Below are 15,958 nucleotides of genomic sequence, written 5' to 3'. Positions count from 1 at the left end.
CGCAGCAGAGGAGCGGACATGACCAAGGATGCACAAGCGACGGAGCGCGTCCACAGCGAGAGCCCCGCCGAGGGTGACGCAACAGCCTCACCCTTTGTCGACCGTGCCCATTCCCAGGACGCGGCAGAAGGGCCGGACATCGACGAGGAACCGGGCGCCTAGCCGGTTATCCGGCGAAATATCTTCGCCCGCATTGGTGTTGGGCCGGACATGACAACTATCGGAATCATCGGTGCAGGACACATTGGCAGCCAGCTCGCCCGCAAAGCAGTTGAGCTCGGCTACGACGTCGTGATCAGCAACTCGCGCGGGCCCGAAACCCTCGCGGACCTTGCGGCGGAACTGGGACCAAAGGCCCGGGCCGCAACCCCGGCCGAGGCGGCAGCGGCCGGCGACTTCGCGATCGTCACCGTGCCGCTAAAGGCGATCCCGGACGTGCCCGTGGAACCGCTGGCGGGCAAGATAGTCCTCGACACCAATAACTACTACTGGGAACGCGACGGTCACTTCCCCGCCCTGGATGCCGGCGAGGCCACCACCTCCGGCCTGCTGCAGGAGCATCTGCCGCAGTCCCAGGTCGCCAAGGCCTTCAACCACATCCTGTTCTCCCAGATCACCACGGACGGCACCCCCGCCGGCACGCCCGACCGCCGGGCGCTGGCCACGGCAAGCGACTACCCGGACGCTGCCGAACTCGTGGCCAGGCTCTATGACGAGTTCGGCTTCGACACCGTCAACATCGGCCCGCTCGCCGAAAGCTGGCGCGTGGAACGGGACCGCCCGGCCTACGTGGCCCGGCAGAACGCCGCCGAGCTCACCGAGAACCTGGCCAGGGCGCCGCGCACCATCTGACCTCCCCGGCGCCGGCGCGGCGCGCGAATTCGCCGGAAGCCTGCGAGTTCGCCGGAACTTTCCGGCGAACGGGCAGGCTTCCGGCGAATTCGGCTGTGGCCGGACCAGGGCGGCTGCGGACCGGCTAGCCCTGGACGGCGGGTTCCAGCTTGAGCATCTTGGCGATGACGTGGTCGAGCTCCGAGTCGTCGAAGATCTTCTTCCAGTCGTCCTTGATGATGGTGTCCTTGCCGTACTGGATAGCGATTTCGCAGGCCTCGGAGAACGGGTTGGAGCCGCGCAGGGCGTTGGTCAGCGCGATCTGGACGTGCCCGAACAGCATGGCCTTGGCGGCTTCCTCCGGGACGCCGGCAGTGTGCACGGTCTCGTGCAGGGCTTCCTTGAGCAGGGTGCCGATCATGCAGGCCACTGTCTCGACCAGGGTGGGTTCGAGGATGGCGAGCTGCTTGACGGTGACCCAGTGGACGTCGATCACGGGGGCGTAGATGACCTTGATGGTGGCCTCGGCGGCGGCGCGGGCGGCCTCGGTGGCGTCCTCGTCGATCGCGGCGACTACGTTCTGCGGGGCGCCCTGGCCGCCGAAGGTGTCGGCCCATTCTTCCTTGGTTGTGCGTTCGAGGAAGACAGAGGGGTGGCACGGGTGGGCGACGGCCTGGACGACGTCGTCGCGCTTGGCGAGCAGGCCCGCGTAGGCGGCGGCCGGGTCGAGGGTGAGCAGGATGGAGCCGGACTTCATCTGCGGGACCACGCCGTGGGACACGACGCCCAACACGGTGTCCGGGACGGCGAGGATGACAACGTCGGCGTCCTTGATGGCGTCCTCTGTGGTGCTGATTTCCCGGCCTTCGGCGCGGACGCGCTCCTGGCCTGCCGGCGAGTTTTCGCTGTAGTGGACGGTGTGGGCGCTCTTCTGGAGGTTGGCTGAAACACGCAGCCCCATTTTGCCTCCGGCTCCGATGACGGCGACGGTCAATTGTTCTGCTGACATTTCAGTTTCTCCTTAGGAAATCGAGGCTTTGCTGGGTCCACTGCTTTTCGAGGCGGATGGTCTCCTCCTCGGAGGCCTGCCACGGCAGCCAGTGCTCGATGATCTGGTTGATATTTCTTTCTTTGGGCTGCAGCTTCCGGGCCATGTAGGCATAGTCCAGGAGGCCTTCGCCGAGGGGAGCGCCGGAATAGGTAAACCCGACCCACCCCTCCTTGCGGCTGAACGCAAAGTCTTTGATGTGCATGTTCAGGACATACGGCGCGACGGCGTCGATCACCTCGCGCGGGGACTCCAGCGCCGCCACGGTGTTGGCAGGGTCGCTGCAGATCCCCAGGTAGGGGCTGTCCACCCGGGCGATGACGTCCAGGACACGGGAGGTAGGGACCTGTTCGTAGGTCTCCACGGCGATCCGCACCCCGGCGGCCTCGAAATCTGGGAGGACCCCGGTGAAGATGGCTACGGTCTCGTCCGCGTCCGGGGTGTGGCCCGGGACGTTGAACATGGTCCGCAGCAGCGGCGCGCCCAGGATCCCGGCGATCCGCAGGAATTTCCGGAGATGCTCCGGCCGGATCCCCTTGGTGCCGAGCTCCAGGGCGATCCCCAAGGCATCGGCCGTGGCCCGGACGGACGCCAGATCCGCGTCCGTCATGGCCTCCAGCTGTGCGTAGTCGCAGATCTGGAAGAGGTCCACGCCCAGCGCCGCGGTCTCGGCCAGGGCCTCGTGGAGGTTCAGCGGAGCGGAGACCCGGTCCGAGAGCTGCCAGAAGAAGGCGTAGCTGCTGAGCCCGATTCTTGAACCCTGGCTACTATTTGAACCCAATCCGGTTCTTGAACTCTGCCCGGTGCCGGAGCTCATGGCCGGCCTCCCGCCGTCAGCAGGAGCCCGAGGCGGGCTGCGGTTTCGTCGAGGATGGTCTTGAGCGCCTGCGGGTCGTGGGCGAAGCGGCCCAGGAACAGCCCGGCAACGGACATGTCCAGCTGGCTGATCAGGCCCGGGCCGGCGCTTCCGCCGTAAATGACCCGGCTGTCGGCCTGGCCGGGCAAGGAGCGCAGGTGCGCGTCCAGTCCGGTGATGACGGCGCTGATGTAGTCCGGGGTAGCCGGTTCGGGGGCGCCGATGGCCCATTGCGGTTCGTAGGCAACGATGGTCCGGCCGGCGGGGGCCAGGGACCGTGCCCGGTTGAGGGCGGCGTCGACGTCCGCGGTGCAGTGCCGGATGGCTTCCTCCACGGAACCGGGGTGCAGTTCACCGACGCAGAGCACCGGGGTGAGGCCGTTGCGGTAGGCGGCGGCGGTCTTGAGACCGATGGTCCGGCCGTCCTCGCCGAAGATCCGGCGCCGTTCGGCGTGGCCCACCTCGGCGTAGCGTCCGCCGAGCTCGGCGACAGTCCGGCCGGAGACCTCGCCGGTGTAGGCGCCCTCGTCTTCCCAGAAGATGTCCTGCGCGCCGGCGCCGGCGCCGGCCACGCCGAGGATCCGGGCTGCCTCGGGCAGCGCGGGCAGGGCTGGCAGGACGAACAGTTCGATCTCGCCGCTCTGCACGGCGGGGTGGGCCAGGGCGACGGCGGCGACCTCGCGGCAGTAGTCCAGCGTGCGCTGGTAGCCGAAGTACATTTTCAGGCTGACGCCGATGACGGCAGCCTTGGGCCGGGCAGCTCGGGCAGCTCCGGCGATGCCCAAGGCGTCGCCTGTGCCCTTTCCGCCTGCGTTTGTCCCGTTCGTGGCGGCGTTAGCAGGAAGTGACACCCTCGTAGTCCTTAATCAGTGTGACTTTCTCGGCCGAGGCCGAGGTTTCGTCGAACGTGTAGGTGAGCCATTCCCGGGCCAGCCGGCGGGCGAGTTCCAGGCCGACGACCCGCTGGCCGAAGGTGAGCACCTGGGCGTTGTTGCTCAGGATGGCCCGCTCCACCGAGAAGCTGTCGTGCGCGGTGACGGCGCGGACGCCCGGGACCTTGTTGGCGGCGATCGCCACGCCGAGGCCCGTCCCGCAGACCAGCAGGGCGCGGTCGGCTTCGCCGGAGGCGACGAGTTCCGCTGCGGCAATGGCCACGGACGGGTAGGGGGTGTGGCTCGTGGCGTCGACGCCGACGTCGCGGACGGACTCCACGAGCCCGTTGGCCGCCAGGTCCGCCTTCAGGACTTCTTTGTACTCGAATCCGGCATCGTCGGACCCGATGACCAGGCGCAGTTTGGTGCTCATGCTTTCTCCATAACTTTGATGTCTGCAGCTTTCGACTCCGCGAAAGTGTTGTGAATGGCTCGTACGATCAGCGCCATGGACACGGCGCCCGCGTCGGGGGTGCCCAGGCTTTTTTCGGCGTGGGGGCGGGCGCGGCCCATGAGGGGCAGCAGCTGGGCGGTGTCTTCGGCGGCTTGCTGGGCCGTGGCCGCGGCCGCGTCCCAGGCTTCCGCGAGGCCGAGTCCGGCTTCCACGCCGCCGTTTAGGACGTCGCGGAACGGGACGAGGACGTCCACGAGGGTTTTGTCGCCGGGCGCGGCCTTGCCGAAGTCCATGATGGCGGCGGCGGCCCGCGAGACTCCGGTGGCGACAGCGCCGGCGTCGGGGGCGTTGGTGTTGCCCAGGGCATCGCCGACGGCCCGGAGGGCCATTCCCCACAGGGCGCCCGAAGTGCCGCCGGCTTTGTCGGCCCAGGCGTCTCCGGCGAGGTGAAGGGTGGTGGCTGCGCCGGCCCCGCGGGCGACGGCGTCTGCCGCGGCGTCGACGGCGGCGCGGACACCGCGCTCCATGCCGATACCGTGGTCCCCGTCGCCGGCGATCGCATCGATCCGGCCCAGTTCCTCGGCGTTGGCGTCCACGACGTCCTTCGCGGCTCCCAGCGCGGCCAGGACGCGGACGGCCCCGGCACGGGATGCCTCGGAGGCATCCGGGATGGTCGCTTCGACGTCGTCGAGGCCGGTGAAGTCGGCAGGATCGAGGGTTGCTGCGGTGATGGCGCCGCGGCGGAAGGCCGGCGCGTCGGCGGGCGCGTTCCAGAGGGTCTCGAGTTCGTCGTCGAGCCAGAAGAGCGTCAGGGAGGTGCCGGCCATGTCGAAGCTCGTGACGAGTTCGCCGACCTGCGGGTCGACCGCTTCCAGGCCGGCCTCGGCCAGGAGTTGGGCGACGCGGCGGTAGACGACGAACAGTTCCTCGTATTTGACGCTGCCAAGGCCGTTGAGGATGGGGACCACGCGGGCGCCTGTCACGTCGAGGCCGTCCGGGATTTCGGTGAGGAGTTTGGCGACCAGGAGCTCTGCGAGTTCATCCGCCGTCGGGATGCCCGTCTCGGCGATGCCGGGCTCGCCGTGGATGCCCATGCCGACCGCCATGCGGCCCTCGGGGACCGTGAAGAGCGGGTGGTCCGCGCCCGGGAGGGTGCAGCCGCTAAACGCGACGCCGAAGGAACGGGTGCGGTCATTGGCGCGCTCCGCGATGGCCACGACGTCGTCCATGGTGTAGCCGGCCTCGGCCGCGGCGGCGGCCACCTTGAAGACCGTGAGGTCGCCGGCAATGCCGCGGCGCTTGGCGTGCTCGGCCGGCGGGGCGGAGGAGACGTCGTCGGTGACGGCGATCCTGCGGCAGTCGAGGCCTTCGGCGCGGAGCCGGGCCTGGGCCTGGTTGAAGTGCAGGACGTCGCCGGCGTAGTTGCCGTAGCCCAGGAGCACTCCGGCGCCGTTGTCCGCGGCCTTCGCCACGGTGTAGATCTGTTGGGCGGACGGGGACGCGAACAGGTTGCCCATGGCGGCACCGTGGGCCAGGCCCTGGCCCACGAGCCCGGCAAACGCGGGGTAGTGGCCGGAGCCTCCGCCGATTACGAGGGCCACGGTGCCGGGAGTGCTTTGGGTGTTGCGGACGACGCCGCCGGAGACACGCCTGACCCAGCGGCTGTGGGAGGCGACGAAGCCTTCGATCATTTCGTCAGCGAAGGCTGCGGGGTCATTGAACAGGCGGGTCATGGGGGTACTCCTGGAAGAGGGAAAGCTGCTTGGTGGGTGCCCGCCGCGGCCGTGTGGTACGCGGCGGGCACCGGTTGTTGGGAGCGCGCCCGGAGCGGGCGTGTGAGTCCCGCGGGGAGCCGTCGCCTGGAGCGGTGACGGGTCTTCCGGTATCGGGCGTGTCTGCTACCGGGCTGCGGCGGACTCCGCAGCCGCTGACTCCCCGATTTGAGGGGCGATCTCTGTGGCCGTTCCGTTGGCGGCGCCCTTGCGGGCCAGCACCACCATGAGGATGGCCGACATGATCATGAAGCCGCCCACCACGAACATGGGCACGTTGTAGCTGCCGGTCCAGTCCTTGAGCCAGCCGGTGATGTAGCCGGCGCTGAACCCGGCCAGGTTGCCCACGGTGTTGATCAGGGCGATCCCGGCTGCAGCCGCGGCCCCGGTGAGGAACTGGGTGGGCACAGTCCAGAAGTTCGGCAGCGCCGCGAAGATGGCCATCGCGGTGATCGTGATGATCGCAATCGTCGCCGCCGGCGATCCCGCAAAGAGGGCCAGCGGGATGCTCAGGCCGCCGACCAGGGCCGGGACGGCGATGTGCCAGGTCTTGACCCCGCGCTTGGTGGCGTCCTTGGACCAGAAGTACAGGGCAAAGGCGGCCGGCAGGTACGGGATGGCCGTGATCAGGCCCTTCTGGAAGACGTCGAACTTGGTCCCGTACAGGCCCTCGAAGCCGGCGATGATGGTCGGCAGGAAGAAGCCGAGCGCGTACAGGCCGTAGATGAAGCCGAAGTAGATCAGGGCGAGCATCCAGACCCGGCCGTTGCCGAAGACGGTGCGGACGCTGACGTGCTTGTTGCCGGCGGCGGTCTCGTTCTTTTCCTTCTCCAGTGCGCCGGTCAGCCAGGTCTTCTCGTCCGCGGTCAGCCACTTGGCCTTGGCCGGGGAGTCCGCGAGGTAGAACCAGGCGGCGATGCCGATCAGGATGGCGGGGATGGCGACGCCGAAGTACATGACGCGCCAGCCTTCAAGGCCGAAGAGGCCGTGCTGCTGGATGAGGAGTGCGGCGAGCGGCGCTCCGATGACTGTGGTGAGCGGCTGGGCCAAGTAGAACAGGGCCAGGATCTTGCTGCGGTGGCGCGATGGAACCCAGAGGCTCAGGAAGAGGATGGCCCCGGGGAAGAAGCCGGCCTCGGCCACACCCAGGATGAAGCGCAGGATGTAGAGCTGCTCAACATTGGCTACCCAGGTGAAGAGCAGGGAGACAATGCCCCAGCTGACCATGATGCGGGCCAGCCACCGGCGGGCGCCGAACTTGTGCAGGGCGAGGTTGCTGGGGACTTCCAGCAGGATGTAGCCGATGAAGAAGACGCCTGAGGCGAAGCCGAACTGGGCCGCCGAGAGGGCGAGATCGGTGTTCATGCCATTGGGGCCGGCGAAGGAGATGGCCGTGCGGTCCAGATAGTTGATGAAGAACATGAAGGCGACAAACGGCACCAGCCGCACTGCCACTTTCTTGATTGCAGATCTTTCGACCACTGATTGCGTGGTGTCCACATTGACTCCTTGATGTCGGGATCCCGGTGGCCTCCTGCGCTGGAAGCTTGGGGATTGGTCTCATCGCATAGTTCCGGAGGACTGGCCAGGCCCTAACTAAGCGTGTGATAGAAACCATAGGGCGTCCACCCCAAATTGGTCAACCGGTTGACATGTTTATGTCGCGGGCGGACGTGGGCGTGGCTCGGCCGGTCCGGGTTGTTACGCTTTGAAGGTGTCCGTTAACTCCGCCGCTTCGACGGCCAAAATCAGTGCCGCGCTCGGTTCCATGGAGCAAGGTTCGGTTGTCTCCGAAGTCGCGGAACGCCTCTTGGGCTACTTCACGAGCGGTGAAATCGCCGTCGGGACCCGCCTGCCGGCCGAGCGCCAGCTCGCCGCCTCGCTGGGGGTCGGCCGCTCCGCGGTCCGCGAAGCCCTCGCAGCCCTGGAGATCCTCGGGATCGTCATAGTCCGGCCGGGGTCCGGAACCTACCTGCGCGACGGCATTTCCGAGCTCCTGCCCCGCACGCTGAGCTGGGGCCTCATGCTGGGCGCGCCCCGCACGCGGGAACTGGTGGAACTGCGCGGCGGACTCGAAGTCCAGGCCGGCCAGTTGGCGGCGCAGCGGATTACCGACGACGCCCTGGAGCGGATGCGCGGCAATCTGGCCACGATGGAGGTCAGCCTCGATGACCTCGCGACGTTTGTGGAGGCCGACGCCGCCTTCCACCGCGAAATCGCGGTCGCCTCCGGAAATCAGGTCCTGCAGGAACTGCTGCAGAGCATCCGTTCGCTGCTGCGCATCTGGGTTGACCGCGCCTTGACGGACGAAGGGCACGCGGCGGCCGCACTGGCCGAGCACCGGGAAATCTTCGGCGCCTTGGAATCCCGGGACGAGGCCGCCGTGACGGCAGCCATGCGCTCCCACATGGACACAGCGTCCCGGCGCCTCCTGGCCGGGTTCGACGCCGACCGGGGCGCTACGGACTGACGCCTCCTCCTCCCCAACGCACGAAGTCGCCGGAAGCCTGCGAGTTCGCCGGAACTTTCCGGCGAACGGGCAGGCTTCCGGCGACTTCGGCCGGGCTCGGCTGGGAGAGAGCGGCTGGGCGGGCTCTAGGGGGCGGCCGCCAGGGCTGTCGCGGCGAGGGTGGCGAGCTCGACCGGTGCGGGGCGCGCGACCGTGCTGCCGATCCGGACCGGTGCACCTGTGTGCGCGGACGCCAGGACGGACTCCATCACCTCCAGGGCGTGGAAGGCCAAGGCACCTCCCGCCCGGGGCTCCTGGCCGGCCGGGGTGCGGATGAGGTCTGCGATGCCGAAGCCCCGCCCCGAGTCCGTGTAGCCGGCGGAGACGGGCAGGGTCTCCCAGTGGTCCGCACCGAGGGCGAAGAGCTGCACGTCGCCGTCGAAGTGGTTGGGATCCGGAACCACCAGGGAACCGCGCTCGCCGTGGACCTCAATGTTGGGGCTCTTGGTCTTCACGGCGTCGAAGCTCATCACCAGTGTGGACAGGGCCCCCGAGGCGTGGACCAGGACGCCGGTGACGTGGGTGTCGATCGCTACCGGCACCGTCTGGCCCTCGCGCGGGCCCGAGCCGATGGTCCGCTCGTCGCGGGTGTGGCTGGCTGCGCCGATCACCGAGACCACCGGCCCCAGCAAAGTCACGAGGGCTGAGACGTAGTACGGTCCCATGTCCAGGAGCGGTCCGCCGCCGGGCTGGTAGTAGAAGTCCGGGTTCGGGTGCCAGCGCTCGTGGCCGGGGGTGACCATGGTGGCCGTCGCGGAGATGGGCTTGCCGATGAGCCCGTCGTCGATCGCCTTCCGGGCGGTCTGGATCCCGGTGCCGAGTACGGTGTCAGGGGCGCAGCCGACCACGACGCCGGCTGTCCGCGCGGCGTCCAGCACTTGCCGGGCCTCCGCCGTCGTTGCCGCGAGCGGCTTCTCACCGTAGACGGACTTGCCGGCGGCAATCGCGCGCAGGGCGACCTCGGCGTGGGCGGCGGGGATGGTCAGGTTCAGGACAAGTTCGACGTCGTCGTCCGCCAGGAGCGCATCGACGCTCAGCGCCCGGACGCCGTCGTACGAGTCGGCCACGGCCTGCGCCCGCGCGGGGTCCAGGTCCGCGACGGCGACGAGATTGATGTCCTCAAGTCGGCGGAAGTTCGCCAGATACTGGGCGATGATGGCTCCGCAGCCGATGATTCCAACGTTTATTGGCTGGTCTGGGTCAATTGACTGGTCTGGGTCAATTGACTGGTTTGGGTCTAACGGCTTGCCCACAGCAGGCCCCTTTCGATGATGGTGCGGACGTTGCTGTCCTGGAGGATTTCGACGCGGTGTCCCGGGGTGCAGACGAAGATCCTGCCCTGTCCCCATTGCCGCGTCCAGATGGCCGGCGACGTGACTTCCCGGTGCCACGGGTCCCATTCCCGGACTTTCTGGGTGGTGGTGGCCAGGACGTCGATGTAGTCGTCGGCGAGGACCCAGTACTGTTCGGTGACGAGGTCGAAGTCGCCGACGCCTGCCGTGATCGGATGGTCCGCGGCCGCCGGGAGCATATTGACCGTATACGGGACGTAGTTGTCGGGCTGGCCGCCGGTCCGCTCATCCGGGTGCTTGCCCGGGTGGCAGGCAAACTGGCCGCCGATCAGGTGCAGGTAGTCCGAGGTGTCACGGTAGGAATCCGCGATGCCGCCGTGCCAGCCGGCCAGACCCGTGCCGTTTTCGACGGCGGCACGCAGGCCCTCGAACTCGTCCTTTTCGATGGTGGACATGGTCACGCACTGCAGGATGAGGTCGGCGCCGGCCATGTAGTCAGCGTCGGCATAGATCTTGGGCGATTCCTCCACCCGGACCTCGTAGCCGTTAGCTTTCAGGTACGGGATGAATTCCTCCGTCGCGGCAACGGGCTGGTGCCCGTCCCAGCCGCCGCGCACCACGAGAGCGGTTTTGTGGTCGTTTGTCATGGGGTTCCTCTGTTGTTGGTGTGTCGTGGCCGGCTCAGCGGGCGGCGAAGGCCGCATCGAACGCGGCCGCGGGCGGTGTGATCGTGGCGAGGTCCTTGACCACTGCGAGGGCCTGCGGCGCGCCGACCAGGCGGTCCATGCCGGCGTCCTCCCACTCGATGCTGGTGGGACCCTGATAGCCGATGGCGTTGAGGGTCCGGAATATCGGTTCCCAATTGACGTCGCCATGACCGGCGGTGACGAAATCCCATCCGCGGCGCGGGTCGGCCCACGGAAGATGGGAACCGAGCCGGCCGTTGCGGCCGTTGAGCTGTCGGACAGATTCCTTGACGTGAACGTGGAAGATCTTCTCGGCGAAGTCCTGAAGGAACATCACGGGGTCCAGGTCCTGCCACAGGAAGTGCGAGGGGTCGAAATTCAGGCCGAAGTTCTCCCGGTGCCCGATGGCCTCGAGGGTGCGCCTGGCGGTCCAGTAGTCGTAGGCGATTTCGGACGGGTGGACCTCAAGGGCGAAGCGGACCCCTTCCTCGTCGAAGACGTCGAGGATTGGATTCCAGCGGTCGGCGAAGTCCTGGTACCCGCGTTCAATCATGGCCGCCGACGCCGGCGGGAACATGGCGACGCATTTCCAGATCGAGGACCCGGTGAACCCGGTGACGGTCTTCACGCCAAGCCTGGCGGCCGCTCGAGCCGTGGTCTTCATGGCCTCGGCGGCGCGGGTGCGGACCCCTTCAGGGTCGCCGTCGCCCCACACCGGGGCGGGAAGAATGCCCTCGTGGCGTTCATCGATCGGGTCGTCGCAGACGGCCTGACCGGTGAGGTGGTTGGCGATCGCATGGACTGTGAGGCGGTGCTTGTCCAGGATGTCGAGCCGGTTCTGGAGGTAGGCGTCGTCCTCGACGATGCGCTGCGGGTCCAGGTGGTCGCCCCAGCAGGCGATCTCCAGGCCGTCGAAGCCCCACTCGCCAGCGAGCCGCGCCACTTCTTCGAAGGGCAGGTCGGCCCACTGGCCGGTGAAGAGAGTGATGGGTCGTGTCATGGTCTTTCCTCGCAGACGTTGTGCCAGTGGCTGTTGGCGCCGGCGCTGGCTTCGACGGCGGCGAGGACTTTTTGGACTTGGAGGGCGTCGGCGAAGGACGGTGCGGGGGGCCGGTTGCCGGCGATGGCGTGGATGAGGTCGACCACCTGGTGGGTGAAGAGGTGTTCGTAGCCCAGGCCGTGGCCGGTGGGCCACCAGTTCCCGGTGTAGGGGTGTTCGGGTTCGGTGACGAGGATCTTGCGGAAGCCCGCGTCCGGGCCGTCGGCGGCGTCGTAGAAGGTCAGGGCGTTCATGTCCTCGAAGTCGAAGGCCAGCGAGCCCAGGGTGCCGTTGAGTTCGATGCGCATCGCGTTTTTCCGGCCGAGGGCGAACCGGGTGGCTTCGAACACGCCGATCGGCCCGGTTCCGGTTCCGTTGTTGGAGGCGGTGCCGTCGCCGTCGCCGGCGAAGCGGGCGGTGAAGATGGCGGCGTCGTCGACGGTCACGGGCCCGCGGACGGTGTCGGCACCGGTGGCGCCGTGCCCGCCCAGGCCCACGAGGTCCCCGGCGACGGGGCGTTCGGTGACAAAGGTCTGCAGCAGGGCCGAGACCCCGGTGATGCTTTGTCCGGTGATCCACTGGGCGGTGTCGATGCTGTGGGCTCCGATGTCCCCGAGGGAGCCGGAGCCGGACTTGGCCTTGTCCAGCCGCCAGGTCAGGGGAGCATCGGCGTCGGAGAGCCAGTCCTGCAGGTACTGCGCCCGGACGTGCCGGATCCGGCCCAGCCGGCCGTCCTGCACCATCCGCCGGGCCAGGGCCAGGGCCGGGGTGCGGCGGTAGCTGAAGCCGCACATCGAGTACACGCCCCGGGCGGCCGCGGCGTCGGCCGCCTTGGCCATCCGTTCGGCTTCCGCGACGGAGTTCGCCAGCGGCTTCTCGCACAGGACATGCTTGCCGGCTTCGAGCGCGGCGATCGCGATCTCGGCATGGGTGTTGCCCGGGGTGCAGATGTCGATCAGGTCGATGTCGTCCCGTTCGATCAGCGCCCGCCAGTCCGTCTCGGCGGACGCCCAGCCCATCTTGTCCGCGGCGGCACGCACCCCGGAGGGGTTCCGGCCCGCGATCGCGGTCAGTTCGGGGCGCAGGGGCAGGTCGAAGAACCGCGGCGCGCTCCGCCAGGCCTGGGAATGCGCGGCCCCCATGAACGCGTAGCCCACCATCCCCACACGCAGGGGTTTCAGTTCAGTCACAACAAGTCCTCTCTATTTGCTGAAGCCCGCGGTGAGGCCGCTGAGCAGCTGGCGCCGGGCCATGACGTAGACCACCAGCAGCGGCAGCGTGGCGAGGACGACGGCGGCCAGCACGGCCGGGATGTTGACGCTGAACTCGCCCTGGAACGTCCACAGCGACAGCGGCAGCACCCGGGTGTCCGGGCTCTGCGTCAGGATCAGCGGGAACAGGAAGCCGTTCCACACCCCGAGCGCGTTGTAGATGCCGACCGTCACCACGGCGGGCCGGGTCATCGGCAGCGCCAGGCGCCACATCATGGCCCAGTCCGAGCAGCCGTCCAGCCGCATGGATTCGAAGAGCTCGTTGGGGACGTCCCGCATGAAGTTGGACAGGATCAGCACTGAGATCGGGATGGCGAAGGCGACCGAAGGCAGGATCAGGGCCAGCAGGGTGTCGTACAGATGGGCACGGGTGATCATCCAGTAGATGGGGATGATCGTGGCGTGCAGCGGGATGGCCAGGCCCAGCAGGAAGAGGTTGTTTGTCCAGCCCAGGAACCTGCTTTTGCCGCGGACGATCGCGTAAGCAGCCATGAACGAGACCAGGAGGGCCGGCACGACGCTGCCCACTGTGACGATGAGACTGTTGGCAAAGTATCTGGCGAAGTCGTTCTCCAGGACCAGCTTGTAGTTGTCCAGGGTGGGTTCGGCGGGCGGCATCATCGGGTTGGACGTGAAGAAGCCTGCCTGGTTCTTCAGGCTCGTCACCACCACGTAGTAAACGGGGACGATGATGATGGCCAGCCAGAGCCAGCCGCCGAGGCCGCCAAGGACGTTCGGGCGGGACCGTCCGGATGCCTTGGTCCGCGGACGGGGGCTGGCGGCGGGGCGGACGGGTGTTGGGGACGGGACGGGAATCTGGGTCAGGGAAGCCATCAGGCACCTTCCAATTGGCTTGCATTGCGGTTCTTTCCGCCCAGTCTTTGCAGCAGCAGGGCGAGTGCCACGCCGATCACCACGAGGATGACCCCGAGGGCACTCGCAGCGCCCATGTCATTGGCTTTGAACCCGGTGAGGTACATGTGCAGCGGGAGCAGCCGTGTGGCGTAGCCGGGGCCGCCGCCGGTGAGGACGAAGACGAGGTCAAAGTACGCAAGCGACCCGACCACCATGAGCGTGGAGGACGTGATGATGGTGTACTTCAGCTGGGGCAGGGTGATGTTGAAGAACTGCTGGATCCGTCCGGCACCGTCGATTTGCGCGGCCTCGTACAGCGACCCGGGGATCTGGCGCACGCCGCCCTGGTAGATGAGCGTGTGGAACGGGACAAACTGCCAGGCGATCACGAAGACCACGACGAACAGCACCAGGTCCGAGTTGCCGAGCCAGTCCTGGGCCAGGAACGGCAGGCCGAGACCGGCGCCCAGCCCGAAGTTGGGGTCCAGGAGGGCTTTGAACGCGATGGCCACCGCGGCCGAGGACAGCAGCAGCGGCACGAAGTAGAGGACGGCCAGGGCGGCGCGGTACTTCTGGCCCCCGGCGGTGAAGACTCCCAGCAGAAGACTGATTGGCGCCTGGACGATGAACGAGAAGAACATGATCTTCGCCGTCACCAGCAGTGCGTTCCCGGTGACGGGGTCGGTCAGGACGGTGGTCCAGCTGGACAGACCGTCCAGCTTGATCTCGCCCAGGCCGTCCCAAGAGGTGAAGCTCAGGAACAGGACGCCGATCAGCGGAATGATGGCGAACAGCAGGAAGAAGGCAAGGGCCGGTGCGGCCAGCCACCCCGACGGGCCCTGCTGGAGGGCCCGCCGGGAGGAACCGGATGTGGTGGACACTGGATTACTTTCCGATCGTCGCGTTCATCGTGGCGGTGAACTGCTCCGGGGTGATCTTCTTAAGGAAGATCTGGTCGAGGTTGGCCAGCATGGCGTCCCCCTGGGCCGGGCTGAGTGCCTGGTCCCAGGAGAGGGTGAAACTCGGAGCGTTCTTGGCCATGCCGTACACGTAGGTCAGGAAGTCCTTGTCCGGGGACGTGGCGAGCTTGCTTTCGATGCCCTTGACCACCGGCACGGCTCCGGAGTCGATGAGGCCCTGGATGTTGCTGTCCGAGAACATCCCGCTCTTCACGTACTCAAGGGCGGCTTTCTTCTGGCCGTCGGTGGCCTTCGAGGAGACGGACCAGAAGTTCGAGGGGTTGCCCACGACATTGGCCGGATCTCCCTTGCCGCCGGAGACCGCCGGGAAAGTGGTGTAGCCGAGCTTGCCGCTCTTGACGAAGTCGGCGGCGTCCTTCTTCATGCTCTGGTAGATCCAGCCGCCTTGCAGGATCATGGCCGACTTGCCGGTGTACAGCAGTGCTTGGTCGGCGTTGCTGTCCGCCGCGATGGATGAGAACCCGTTGACGAAGCCGCCGGCGTCGACGAGCTGCTGGATTTTGGTCAGTGCCTCGGTGACCGCGGGGTCGGACCACGCGTTGGGCTTGTTGGCAGCGATGTTGGCGAAGACCTCGGGGCCGCCGATGCGTTCCACGAGGTACTCGAGCCACATCAGGTCCGGCCACCGGGACTGGCCGCCGAGCGAAAACGGGGCAATACCCGCGGCCTTGAACTTCGGCACCAGCGCCATGAGCTCGTCCCAGGTCTTGGGAGCCTCGGCACCCACCTTGGCGAAGACGTCCTTGTTGAAGTACAGCACCACAGGCTGCACGTTGTTGTTCGGCAGGGCGTAGGTTTTGCCGTCGATGACGCCGTTCTTGAGAACCGCCGGAAGGTAGCGGTCCTGAACGTCGGGGTTGTCCTTGAGGAACCCGGAGAGATCATCCACCTGCCCGGCATCCACGTAGGATTTCAGCACGCCGCCGCCCCAGCCGTAGATGAAGGTCGGGCCCTGACCGGCGCCGACGGCGGTGCGCACCTTTGTCTTGTAGGCGTCGTTCGCGAAGAAATCCAGTTTGATGGACGAATCCGGGTGGGCGGAGTTCCAGTCCGTGACGGACTTCTGCAGCACTGGCTGGTTGCCGCCTGTCAGCCCCCACATGGTGGCCGAGTCCGCTCCGGCGGCAGTGCCTGCCGGGCCGCTGGAGCCGCACGCGGCCAGACTGATCGAAATTGCGGCGGCGGAGACGGCCATCGCGGCACTGCGAAACGTACGATTTTTCATCTGGGATTCCATTCGTCTTCCGGGGTCTGCGCTGATGGCCCGGGTGTGAGTGGCGGCAGCCCAACCCTCCGCGAAGAAGGCTGCACTGCCGCTGCTGATGGGGTAAAGCTAAATTTCGAAAAGTTTCGTAAAAGTCTGCGACTTGTGAAACTAAACTAATGGTGACTGCAATCACAGTCAAGGGCAGATTCGGAAACCTTGGTTCATCTGCACCAGATAGGCTTGACGCACCAGACAAACAAGGCGAGACTTCTTCGTATCGAAATAT

At 67.2% G+C, this 15,958-nt stretch carries 16 protein-coding genes; 3 read left to right on the top strand and 13 right to left on the bottom strand.

Translation table 11 applies throughout. The features are described from left to right. The first annotated feature begins 18 nt into the window (after positions 1–18). Positions 19–162: a hypothetical protein gene (locus ACVWZ7_RS14370; RefSeq protein ID WP_456508272.1), complete on the top strand. Its 144-nt coding sequence runs from the start codon at positions 19–21 to the stop codon at positions 160–162. 48 nt (positions 163–210) lie between these two features. Beyond that, on the top strand, positions 211–852 hold the full coding sequence (locus ACVWZ7_RS14365) for an NADPH-dependent F420 reductase (RefSeq protein ID WP_456508271.1): 642 nt from the start codon (positions 211–213) through the stop codon (positions 850–852). A gap of 124 nt (positions 853–976) precedes the next feature. On the opposite strand, the gene ACVWZ7_RS14360 is transcribed toward ACVWZ7_RS14365, so the two are convergent. The 6 genes from ACVWZ7_RS14360 to ACVWZ7_RS14335 form a co-directional block, all read right to left on the bottom strand. Continuing rightward, a complete protein-coding gene (locus ACVWZ7_RS14360) occupies positions 977–1,840 on the bottom strand; it encodes a phosphogluconate dehydrogenase C-terminal domain-containing protein (protein WP_456508270.1) in 864 nt (287 codons plus the stop codon). A gap of 1 nt (position 1,841) precedes the next feature. Further along, a complete protein-coding gene (locus ACVWZ7_RS14355; RefSeq protein WP_456508269.1) occupies positions 1,842–2,696 on the bottom strand; it encodes a sugar phosphate isomerase/epimerase family protein in 855 nt (284 codons plus the stop codon). After that, entirely contained in the window at positions 2,693–3,586 is an 894-nt protein-coding gene (locus ACVWZ7_RS14350) for a triose-phosphate isomerase family protein (RefSeq protein ID WP_456508268.1), read from the bottom strand. Before ACVWZ7_RS14350 ends, ACVWZ7_RS14355 begins: the two co-directional genes overlap by 4 nt. Continuing rightward, entirely contained in the window at positions 3,570–4,040 is a 471-nt protein-coding gene (locus ACVWZ7_RS14345) for a ribose-5-phosphate isomerase (protein WP_456508267.1), read from the bottom strand. The genes ACVWZ7_RS14350 and ACVWZ7_RS14345 overlap by 17 nt, the downstream gene beginning before the upstream one ends. Beyond that, positions 4,037–5,794 carry a dihydroxyacetone kinase family protein gene (locus ACVWZ7_RS14340; protein WP_456508266.1) on the bottom strand — a complete coding sequence of 586 codons (1,758 nt, stop codon included), beginning with the start codon at positions 5,792–5,794 and terminating at the stop codon, positions 4,037–4,039. The genes ACVWZ7_RS14345 and ACVWZ7_RS14340 overlap by 4 nt, the downstream gene beginning before the upstream one ends. Positions 5,795–5,959: 165 nt before the next feature. Next, positions 5,960–7,333, bottom strand: a complete 1,374-nt coding sequence (locus tag ACVWZ7_RS14335) for an MFS transporter (RefSeq protein ID WP_456508265.1) — start codon at positions 7,331–7,333, stop codon at positions 5,960–5,962. A gap of 214 nt (positions 7,334–7,547) precedes the next feature. Here ACVWZ7_RS14335 and ACVWZ7_RS14330 point away from each other — a divergent pair, with 214 nt between their 5' ends. After that, positions 7,548–8,303: a FadR/GntR family transcriptional regulator gene (locus ACVWZ7_RS14330; RefSeq protein ID WP_456508264.1), complete on the top strand. Its 756-nt coding sequence runs from the start codon at positions 7,548–7,550 to the stop codon at positions 8,301–8,303. A gap of 125 nt (positions 8,304–8,428) precedes the next feature. On the opposite strand, the gene ACVWZ7_RS14325 is transcribed toward ACVWZ7_RS14330, so the two are convergent. The 7 genes from ACVWZ7_RS14325 to ACVWZ7_RS14295 are packed head-to-tail and all read right to left on the bottom strand — an operon-like array spanning position 8,429 to position 15,690. After that, positions 8,429–9,595 (bottom strand): Gfo/Idh/MocA family protein, encoded by a 1,167-nt coding sequence (locus ACVWZ7_RS14325; RefSeq protein ID WP_456508263.1) that lies wholly within the window; start codon positions 9,593–9,595, stop codon positions 8,429–8,431. After that, the gene (locus ACVWZ7_RS14320) at positions 9,580–10,281 is read right to left on the bottom strand and encodes a ThuA domain-containing protein (RefSeq protein WP_456508262.1); all 702 of its coding nucleotides are present in this window, start codon (positions 10,279–10,281) and stop codon (positions 9,580–9,582) included. The genes ACVWZ7_RS14325 and ACVWZ7_RS14320 overlap by 16 nt, the downstream gene beginning before the upstream one ends. Positions 10,282–10,315: 34 nt before the next feature. Further along, the gene (locus tag ACVWZ7_RS14315) at positions 10,316–11,320 is read right to left on the bottom strand and encodes a sugar phosphate isomerase/epimerase family protein (protein ID WP_456508261.1); all 1,005 of its coding nucleotides are present in this window, start codon (positions 11,318–11,320) and stop codon (positions 10,316–10,318) included. Further along, positions 11,317–12,549 (bottom strand): Gfo/Idh/MocA family protein, encoded by a 1,233-nt coding sequence (locus ACVWZ7_RS14310; protein WP_456508260.1) that lies wholly within the window; start codon positions 12,547–12,549, stop codon positions 11,317–11,319. Before ACVWZ7_RS14310 ends, ACVWZ7_RS14315 begins: the two co-directional genes overlap by 4 nt. 12 nt (positions 12,550–12,561) lie before the next feature. Beyond that, a complete protein-coding gene (locus ACVWZ7_RS14305) occupies positions 12,562–13,464 on the bottom strand; it encodes a carbohydrate ABC transporter permease (RefSeq protein WP_344366760.1) in 903 nt (300 codons plus the stop codon). Further along, on the bottom strand, positions 13,464–14,366 hold the full coding sequence (locus tag ACVWZ7_RS14300; protein ID WP_344366763.1) for a carbohydrate ABC transporter permease: 903 nt from the start codon (positions 14,364–14,366) through the stop codon (positions 13,464–13,466). The genes ACVWZ7_RS14305 and ACVWZ7_RS14300 overlap by 1 nt, the downstream gene beginning before the upstream one ends. Before the next feature lie 4 nt (positions 14,367–14,370). Next, the gene (locus ACVWZ7_RS14295; protein ID WP_456508259.1) at positions 14,371–15,690 is read right to left on the bottom strand and encodes an extracellular solute-binding protein; all 1,320 of its coding nucleotides are present in this window, start codon (positions 15,688–15,690) and stop codon (positions 14,371–14,373) included. Positions 15,691–15,958 lie beyond the last annotated feature (268 nt).

Source organism: Arthrobacter sp. TE12232 (genome assembly GCF_054062615.1).
The sequence above is the reverse complement of the archived record's forward strand: the minus strand, read 5'-3'. Positions and strand labels throughout refer to the sequence as shown.